This is a genomic window from Neisseria flava, from assembly GCF_982712965.1.
Window position 1 is genome coordinate 1 of record NZ_CEXQBZ010000062.1, and the last position, 7,728, is coordinate 7,728.

Here is a 7,728-nt window from a genome sequence, read left to right on the forward strand (position 1 = left end):
ACCCCCCCGCTACCGGTTGCTGCAACAGCAATTTGTTCCTTCCCCCGTCCGGCGGGGGAAGGTTAGGATGGGGGTGGTTTTTTGGGTTTAGGTAAAATCAAATTCGTGCAAGCCGTAGAACCAACTTCTCCCTCCAGACGGGAGAGCCAGCCGCCTGCAACGTGGGTTCTACCCACGAATGAACGGATATGATTGGATTCGGATGTTCGGGCGGCAGGTCGTGGGTGAAACCCACGCTACAGGTTTGGTTTGTCCTAAGCCTGTGTCCACTTGACGGAAAGGTCGTCTGAAAACTGGAATACTTAGTTTTCAGACGACCTTTTACAGGGAGAGGTTGACGGATAGAACCTATGCGCCGTCAGGTTTCAGACGACCTGTGTTCACGCGCTGAGCAGGGTTTGGGCGAGGAAGCCGCCTTTTTCGACGCCGGGGAGGATGAAGAAATAGCCGCCGCCGAAGGGGCTGATGTATTCTTCCAGCGGTTCGCCGTTGAGCAGGTTTTGGACGAAGATGAAGCCGTCGGCGAGGTTGGCTTGGTAGCAGATGAACACTAAGCCAACGTCGAGCTGACCGTTGGCGGCGAGGCCGCGGGAGTAGTTGAAGGCGCGGCGGTAGAGCAGGTGTTTTTTCATGAACTCGGGGTCGCGCGGGTTGGCGAGCCTCATGTGGCTGTCTTTGGGGGTGGTTTTGCCGTCGGGGTCTTTGGCGAAGTCGGCGGTATCGCCCTCTTTTTTGCCGTCCATGGGGGCGCCGCTGTATTTGCGGCGGCCGAAGATTTCGGTTTGTTCCTGCAAGGGGGTTCTGTCCCAGAATTCGACGAAGTGGCGGATGAGGCGGACGGCTTGGTAGCTGCCGTTTTTCGCCCAGGCGGGTTCGTCTTGGCTGTTGGCGGCGATGCCTGTCCAGAGGACTTGGTCGGCAATTTTGGGATCGGACACGTCGGGGTTGCCGGAGCCGTCGCGGAAGCCTAAGAGGTTGCGGGCGGCGATGGCGCCGGGTTCGGCTTTGGGCAGCCAGCCGTCTATGCTCCAGCGGATGACGGCGGTTTGGGCGGTGTTTTTGATGATGTCGCGCAGGGCGGCTTGGCAGGTTTCGGGGGTGAAGGCGCAGATTTGGAGGCTGAGGTCGCCGTCGCACCATGATTTTTGGAGGCGGTCGTTGGGGAAGTCGCGCATTTCTTGGAGGTGGCGGGGTTTTTTGTCTTTGAGTCCGAAACGGTCGTCAAAGAGGCTGCTGCCGACGCCGACGGTGATGGTGAGGCCGTCGGGGCGGAATGTTTTGCCGAGTAGGCCGCTGCCTGCGGGGGGGAGTTTTTCGTCGCCGTCTTGGTATTCGCCGCCTTGGGTGAGGAATTCGATGCGGGCGGTGAGGGTGCGGAAGAGGTTTTCGAGTTGTTTGGGGTCTTTGGCGGTTACGTCGAAGGCGCACATGATGCCGAAGAGTTGGTGCGGGGTGGTGATGCCGGCCTGGTGGGTGCCGTAGCAGGGGTAGGCTTGCGGTGAGTGTTCGTTGTGGCGGGTCTCGGCGGCGGTTTCGCCTTGTTGTTTGCCGGCAAACCAGCCTGCCGCGCCGGCTGCGCCTGCGGCGAGGACGGTTTTGAACAGGGTGCGTTTCGTCGGTTGGGTGGGTTGTGGGTTGTTGTCTTGGCTCATAATGGAGTCCTTTGCGGGGGATTCGGGCGGCGGTATGTACGCGGGTGTTGTGTTTACAGTTGGCTGTTTTGAATGTTCAGACGACGTTTAAGGTCGTCTGAAAACTTTGAATCGTCGTTTAGTAAGGGTTACATGGTTTCGAAATGTATTGGGTATGGTGGCAAGGTGTGCCGCGGTTTTAGTTTTTTTCGTGGGCAAAGCCCACGCTACGACTGCGATTACTGCTGTCAGCGATAAGTTTTCAGACGACCCCTTGTATTTCTTCAAAAGGTCGTCTGAAACGGGCGGGTCAAGTTTATTTGAGGCCCAGTGTGCCGCGCAGTTGGCTCAGGTCTTCGGCAAGGGCGTTAATTGGTGCCTGAAGGGTTTTGCGGTCTTCGTCGCTGAGTTTGTCGTAGGTTTCAAAGCCGTCTTTGGTTTTGTATTTGGCGAGGATGTCGGTTACTTGTTTGAAGTTGGCATCGACTTTCTCGAGCAGGGCTTTGTTTTTCTCGGCAATCATCGGACGGAAGAGTTCGACGATTTTTTGCGCGCCTTCAATGTTGGCTTGGAAGTCGCTCAAGTCGGTGTGGCTGTAACGGTCTTCTTCGCCACTGATTTTGCTGCCGGCAACTTCTTCAATCAACACTGCCGCGCCGCCGACGACTTTGTTCGGCGGGAAGGAGAGGGCGTCGATTTCTTTTTGCAGGGCTTCAACGTCTTTCATGAGTTTGTCGGCAATGTCTTTCACGCCGGATACGTCTTTTTTGACCCAAAGGGCGTGTTCGATGCGGTGGAAGCCGGTGAAGGCCGCGTCTTCGGTTTTGTCTTTGAAGTCGTCTTCACGCGCGTCGATGGCGGGGTCGAGTTCGTTGAAGAGTTCGGCAATCGGCTCGATGCGTTCGTAGTGGGTGCGGGCGTCGGCAAACAGGGATTTGGCTTTTTCGATGTCGCCCGCTTTGACGGCGTCGGTGAAGGCTTTGGTTTTGGCAACCAGCTCTTTGGCTTCGCCTTGGACGTAAACTTTATAGTCGGCAAGCGGTTTGGCGAGTTTTTCCAAATCGGCTTCGTTGCCGGTGTCTTTAAAGCCGCTGTCGGTTACCACCAACTTGCCGCGCGGGTTGGTCAAGAGGCCGCAGGTCATTTCGTATTCGCCCGGCAGCAGGGTGACGGTCATTTTGTCGGAAAGTCCGGGGGCGATGTTTTCGCGCTCGTCGACCACCATCACGCCTTTGAGGATTTCCCATTCGAGCTTGCGACCGCTGTTGTTTTTGATGTTGAACACGACTTGTCCGCTCGGTACGGTCAGTTCCATCGGTTCGCAGGCGGTGTCGTTCACGCCGACGTTGACGGTGCCGTCGGCATTCGCGCTTGATGCACCTGACGCGGCAGGCGCGGATTTTTCCGCTTCGGGCGGCTGACACGCGGTCAGACCCAAAGCCAGCATCACGGATAAAGCAGTTATATTGAGTTTTTTCATTTCAAACCTCTTTGGCATGTTGATAAGAATGAGATACGGAATTTTTAAGCGCCACTAGGGGCTGTCGACAGTCCCTAATGGCTTTCAGACGACCTCTGCACCGCGGCGGGCTTGCTGCCGTGCAGAAACCAAATCATGACTGGAACCAAATACAGCAGCCACGCCAGCACCTCGCCCTGCGTCGGGTGGTCGGTATAGCCGAAGAAGCCGCCGAGCAGCACGCCCAGCGGGCTGTCTTCATGCAGGTATTTGGAAGAATCAAACACCACCTCTTGTAGGTGGTTCCACACGCCCGCCTCATGCAGCGCGCGCAGCGAACCGGCCACCAAGCCGGCGGCCACCACAATCAAAAACGCGCCCGTCCAGCGGAAAAACTTCGCCAGATTCAGACGCATACCGCCCTGATAAATCAGCGCGCCGATGACCACTGCTGCCAGCAGCCCCAATACCGCGCCGACGGGCATAGACCAAGTCGGACTCTGCTGAAACACCGCCAAGAGGAAAAACACACTCTCCAGCCCCTCGCGCGCCACAGCCAGAAAAGCCATGCCGACCAAAGCCCAGCCTTGACCGTTGCCGCGGTTTAAGGCGGTCTGAACCGAATCCTGAAGCTGCTGCTTCATCGAACGGGCGGCTTTTTTCATCCATAAAATCATATAAGTCAGCATCGCCACCGCCACCAAACCGATAACGCCAACCACAAATTCCTGCTCCTTCTGCGGAATCTCGCCCGTTGCCGAATGGATGCCGTATCCGATGCCCAAACACATCAGCGCAGCCAAAGCCACGCCCAGCCACACCTTAGGCATCAGCCGCGAATGTCCCGACTGTTTCAAAAAACCCGCGACGATACCGACGATCAAAGCCGCCTCGATACCCTCGCGCAACATAATCAGAAAAGCAATCAACATATATAAAACAAACCTTAAAACTAAATATCCAAAACTAAACCATTTATTCTTTTACCCAAGCCGTTTCACCCGCCGCCTTATCTATTCTATTCGGCTGCAATAAATCCTCTCCAAGAAAATTCAGACGACCTTATGCCTAAATATTTATAAACCGATAATTAAACAAATGCAAATAATTTTTATTTTTAAGTAATAAACACCGTTACGAATGTTAACAAGGAAATGACGAAAGTATCGGACAAACGTACTTTTCCAGCCCGTCTCCCAACAGCCGATACGGCAGTCAAAATATATTCCCGCCCTTAAACAATATCCGCCACAACATACAAAGTCGTCTGAAAACCCGCCCCATCCGCGTTCAGACGACCTCACGCCTTGAGCCGAAGCAGGCGGAAAAACTGTGTTAGAATCCCAAGCTCTTGAATAAACGAACCAATATCCCGTCTGCAAACCACGTTCCCATCCACCCGATTTCAGACGACCTTTAAGACAGCATTATGAAAAAACACCTATACCGCATCACACTCCTCACCATCGCCGCAGCCGTCCTCTCCGCCTGCCCGAGCAAACGCATCAAAAACCTCCCCGAAGTCGACACCACCACCGTCAAAGGCCCCGACCGCCCCACCGGCACGCCCGACCCCGCAGGCACCACCGTCAGCGGCGGCGGCGCGACCTACACCGTCGTGTCCCACCAAGAACTGCCGCACTGGAGCACCCAACACTTCGCCAAAAGCCTCCAATCCTTCCGCTTAGGCTGCGAAAAACTCAAAAACCGCGCAGGCTGGCAAGACGTGTGCGCCCAAGCCATGCAGACGCCCGTCCACCATTTCCAAGCCAAGCATTTCTTCGAACGCTATTTCACCCCTTGGCAGGTCAGCAACAACGGCAACCCCGCCGGCACCATCACCGGCTACTACGAGCCCGTCCTGCTCGGCGATGACAAAGCCACAAGCAAGGCCCGCTTCCCCATCTACGGCATCCCCAACGACTTCGTTTCCGTCCCCCTGTCCGCCAATTTAAGAAGCAGCAAAGCCACCGTCCGCATCCGCCAAACCGGTGCCAACAGCGGCGTCATCGACAACAGCGGCACACACACCGCCGACCTGTCCCAATTCCCCATTACCGCCCGCAGCACCGCCCTCAAAGGCAGATTTGAAGGCAGCCGCTTCGTTCCTTATTACACCCGCAACCAAATCAACGGCGGCGCGCTCAACGGCAAAGCCCCCATCCTCGGTTACGCAGAAGACCCCGTCGAACTCTTCTTCATGCACATCCAAGGTTCGGGTCGTCTGAAAACCCCGTCCGGCAAATACATCCGCGTCGGATTCGCCGACAAAAACGAACACCCCTACGTCTCCATCGGACGCTACATGGCAGACAAAGGCTACCTCCCCCTCGCGCAAACCAGCATGCAGGGCATCAAAGCCTACATGAAGCAAAACCCCAGCCGCCTCGCCGAAGTCTTGGGACAGAACCCCAGCTACGTCTTCTTCCGCGAACTGACCGGCAGCAGCGAAGCCGGCCCGGTCGGCGCATTGGGTACCCCGCTCTTGGGTGAATACGCAGGCGCCATCGACCGCCACTACATCACCTTGGGCGCACCGTTGTTTGTCGCCACCGCCCATCCGACCACCAAAAAAGCCCTCAACCGTCTCATCATGGCGCAAGACACAGGCAGCGCCATCAAAGGCGCCGTCCGCGTCGACTACTTCTGGGGCTACGGCGACGAAGCAGGCGAAGTTGCCGGCAAAATGAAAACCACAGGCTACGTCTGGCAACTCCTGCCCAACGGCATGAAACCCAGCTATCAACCTTAAAATCGGCTAAAAAGTCAAAAGGTCGTCTGAAGATACGTTTTCAGACGACCTTTTGATTACCAAACAAGCCGATATAGCGCATTAAATTAAGCGTTTCTCGTGGGTAAAGCCCACACTGCAACCTAAAATCACAAAGGTCGTCTGAAAAACGGTTTTCAGACGACCTTTGTGATTCTTAAACAAGCCGATACAGTGAATTAAATTTAGCCGGCCGTAGCGTGGGCTTCGCCCACGAACCTGCCAAGCAAATCCTAAATCGGACAATCAACCCAACCGTTTCCTCGTGGGCAAAGACGCTACAATCCGCGACCAGTATCAGCAGCGTGCCGTTATTCCCAAACCCGCCTACCAAGTCGAATAAGGATGCTTGCTCAAATACGCATTGGTAAATTTTCCTTCCGACGTAATCTCCGCGCCCAGCCAGTCCGGTTTTTCAAAGGGCGTATCTTCCGCAGGCAGCTCAAGTTCCGCCACCACCAAAGGCGCGTTGTCGCCGAAATATTCGTCGATTTCAAACACAAAGCCCTTAAACTCCACCCGATAACGGTGTTTTTCCATCTTAAACGGACACATCGTCTCCATCATCTGCTGCGCGTGCGCCAAAGGAATTTCGTATTCAAACTCGCTGCGGCTGACATCCGAAATATAGCCTTTCAAAGTCAGCCAAGCCTTGTCATCAATAATGCGTACGCGGATAGTGCGCTCTTTTTCCACGCTCAAATAGCCCTGCTGCAACACCTGCGGCGCAGAGGCTTCGCGCTTCCAGTCATCGTTTTTCAACAGGAAGCGGCGTTCGATTTCAATAGTCATCTGTTTGATTCCAATATAAAAGAAGGTCGTCTGAAAACAGGTTTTGCCAGTTTCGCAAACACATCAAAACGGTTTGAACACCACCATATACAAAGCGACGATCATCATCAATACAGGCACTTCGTTAAACACCCTGTACCACTTGTGCGAATGCGCATTGCGTTTTTCCTCAAAACCGCGAAGCAGCGCGCCGCAATAAAATTGATAAGCCAGAAGCAGCAAGCCCATCAACAGCTTCACATGCAGCCAGCCCTGCCCCCACCAGCCCGTAACAAACGGAATCAAAATGCCGAACACCAGCGTCCCGAACCCCAACGGCGACATAAACTTATACAGCCGCCGCGACATCGCCGAGAGCCGCTCATATTCCACCGGCTGCTCCGCCGCTTCAACCTGCGCCAGATTCACAAAAATCCGCGGCAGGTAAAACAGCCCTGCAAACCACGAAATCACAAAAAACACATGCAAGAGCTTAAACCACAAATACATTTTCAGACGACCTCATGCTCGAAAACGCATATTTTACCCGCCAAACCGCGGCGGCTGTTTTCTTTATATCAACGACTGTCTGTTTTACGCCCGAAAAATGGTAAATCACATCATAATTTCGTATCATTTATATGCAATAAGATTAAATTTTGTTAAAATGCATATGTAATTAAACTAATATGCCCATTCCCCGCGGGACAAACACAAAACGGAAAGAAAACATGATTAAGCAATTTGAAATCAGCGCCAGCGTTCAAAAACAAATCGGCGACTACCTCGCCGCCAACAATACCGATCTCAAAACCGCCATGGCGGACGAAACCCGCAACGGCGAAGTTGCCGCCATCATCCATGCCGGCCTGCCCATGATGGTGCGCAAAATCTATTCTCTGGAAAAAATGAAAAACTTCTTCTGGACAAAAAAAGAGCTGATGGTCGAATTCGTCGCCATGCGCCTTGCCACCGCCGAAAAGAAAAAACGCTGATTTCTTCCTTTCGGAAAAAATACATCAAAAGGTCGGCGGATTCGCATTTGAAGTGCAACTTTCCCTAACAGAAAAAGGCCAGTATGCGGTAGCATACGGCCT

General features: G+C 54.1%; 7 protein-coding genes. 2 read left to right on the top strand and 5 right to left on the bottom strand.

Annotated elements, in window-relative coordinates; translation table 11 throughout:
- Window positions 1-380: 380 nt before the first annotated feature.
- The 3 genes from efeB to efeU form a co-directional block, all read right to left on the bottom strand.
- Complete coding sequence (gene efeB / locus AC5M9B_RS03790; protein ID WP_019270159.1) at window positions 381-1,652, bottom strand: iron uptake transporter deferrochelatase/peroxidase subunit; 1,272 nt, start codon at window positions 1,650-1,652, stop codon at window positions 381-383.
- A gap of 295 nt (window positions 1,653-1,947) precedes the next feature.
- Window positions 1,948-3,111 (bottom strand): iron uptake system protein EfeO, encoded by a 1,164-nt coding sequence (efeO, locus tag AC5M9B_RS03795; protein ID WP_070656607.1) that lies wholly within the window; start codon window positions 3,109-3,111, stop codon window positions 1,948-1,950.
- 74 nt (window positions 3,112-3,185) lie between these two features.
- Window positions 3,186-4,022 (bottom strand): iron uptake transporter permease EfeU, encoded by an 837-nt coding sequence (gene efeU / locus AC5M9B_RS03800; RefSeq protein ID WP_070492712.1) that lies wholly within the window; start codon window positions 4,020-4,022, stop codon window positions 3,186-3,188.
- A gap of 497 nt (window positions 4,023-4,519) precedes the next feature.
- On the opposite strand from efeU, the gene mltA reads away from it, so the two are divergent.
- The gene (gene mltA / locus AC5M9B_RS03805; RefSeq protein ID WP_070656605.1) at window positions 4,520-5,842 is read left to right on the top strand and encodes a murein transglycosylase A; all 1,323 of its coding nucleotides are present in this window, start codon (window positions 4,520-4,522) and stop codon (window positions 5,840-5,842) included.
- Between the two features lie 345 nt (window positions 5,843-6,187).
- Here mltA and AC5M9B_RS03810 read toward each other — a convergent pair whose 3' ends face one another.
- Together AC5M9B_RS03810 and AC5M9B_RS03815 are read right to left on the bottom strand one after the other, a co-directional pair.
- The gene (locus tag AC5M9B_RS03810) at window positions 6,188-6,652 is read right to left on the bottom strand and encodes a CYTH domain-containing protein (protein WP_016687128.1); all 465 of its coding nucleotides are present in this window, start codon (window positions 6,650-6,652) and stop codon (window positions 6,188-6,190) included.
- A gap of 63 nt (window positions 6,653-6,715) precedes the next feature.
- Window positions 6,716-7,141 (bottom strand): CopD family protein, encoded by a 426-nt coding sequence (locus tag AC5M9B_RS03815; protein ID WP_070656603.1) that lies wholly within the window; start codon window positions 7,139-7,141, stop codon window positions 6,716-6,718.
- A gap of 221 nt (window positions 7,142-7,362) precedes the next feature.
- Between AC5M9B_RS03815 and AC5M9B_RS03820 the strand changes: the two genes are divergently transcribed.
- Window positions 7,363-7,626: a hypothetical protein gene (locus AC5M9B_RS03820; RefSeq protein ID WP_070656601.1), complete on the top strand. Its 264-nt coding sequence runs from the start codon at window positions 7,363-7,365 to the stop codon at window positions 7,624-7,626.
- Window positions 7,627-7,728: the final 102 nt, after the last annotated feature.

Bases quoted from the DNA above. Each gene is read 5' to 3' on its own strand.
- efeB (WP_019270159.1), bottom strand. From the start codon at position 1,652: ATGAGCCAAGACAACAACCCACAACCCACCCAACCGACGAAACGCACC.
- efeO (WP_070656607.1), bottom strand. From the start codon at position 3,111: ATGAAAAAACTCAATATAACTGCTTTATCCGTGATGCTGGCTTTGGGT.
- efeU (WP_070492712.1), bottom strand. From the start codon at position 4,022: ATGTTGATTGCTTTTCTGATTATGTTGCGCGAGGGTATCGAGGCGGCT.
- mltA (WP_070656605.1), top strand. From the start codon at position 4,520: ATGAAAAAACACCTATACCGCATCACACTCCTCACCATCGCCGCAGCC.
- AC5M9B_RS03810 (WP_016687128.1), bottom strand. From the start codon at position 6,652: ATGACTATTGAAATCGAACGCCGCTTCCTGTTGAAAAACGATGACTGG.
- AC5M9B_RS03815 (WP_070656603.1), bottom strand. From the start codon at position 7,141: ATGTATTTGTGGTTTAAGCTCTTGCATGTGTTTTTTGTGATTTCGTGG.
- AC5M9B_RS03820 (WP_070656601.1), top strand. From the start codon at position 7,363: ATGATTAAGCAATTTGAAATCAGCGCCAGCGTTCAAAAACAAATCGGC.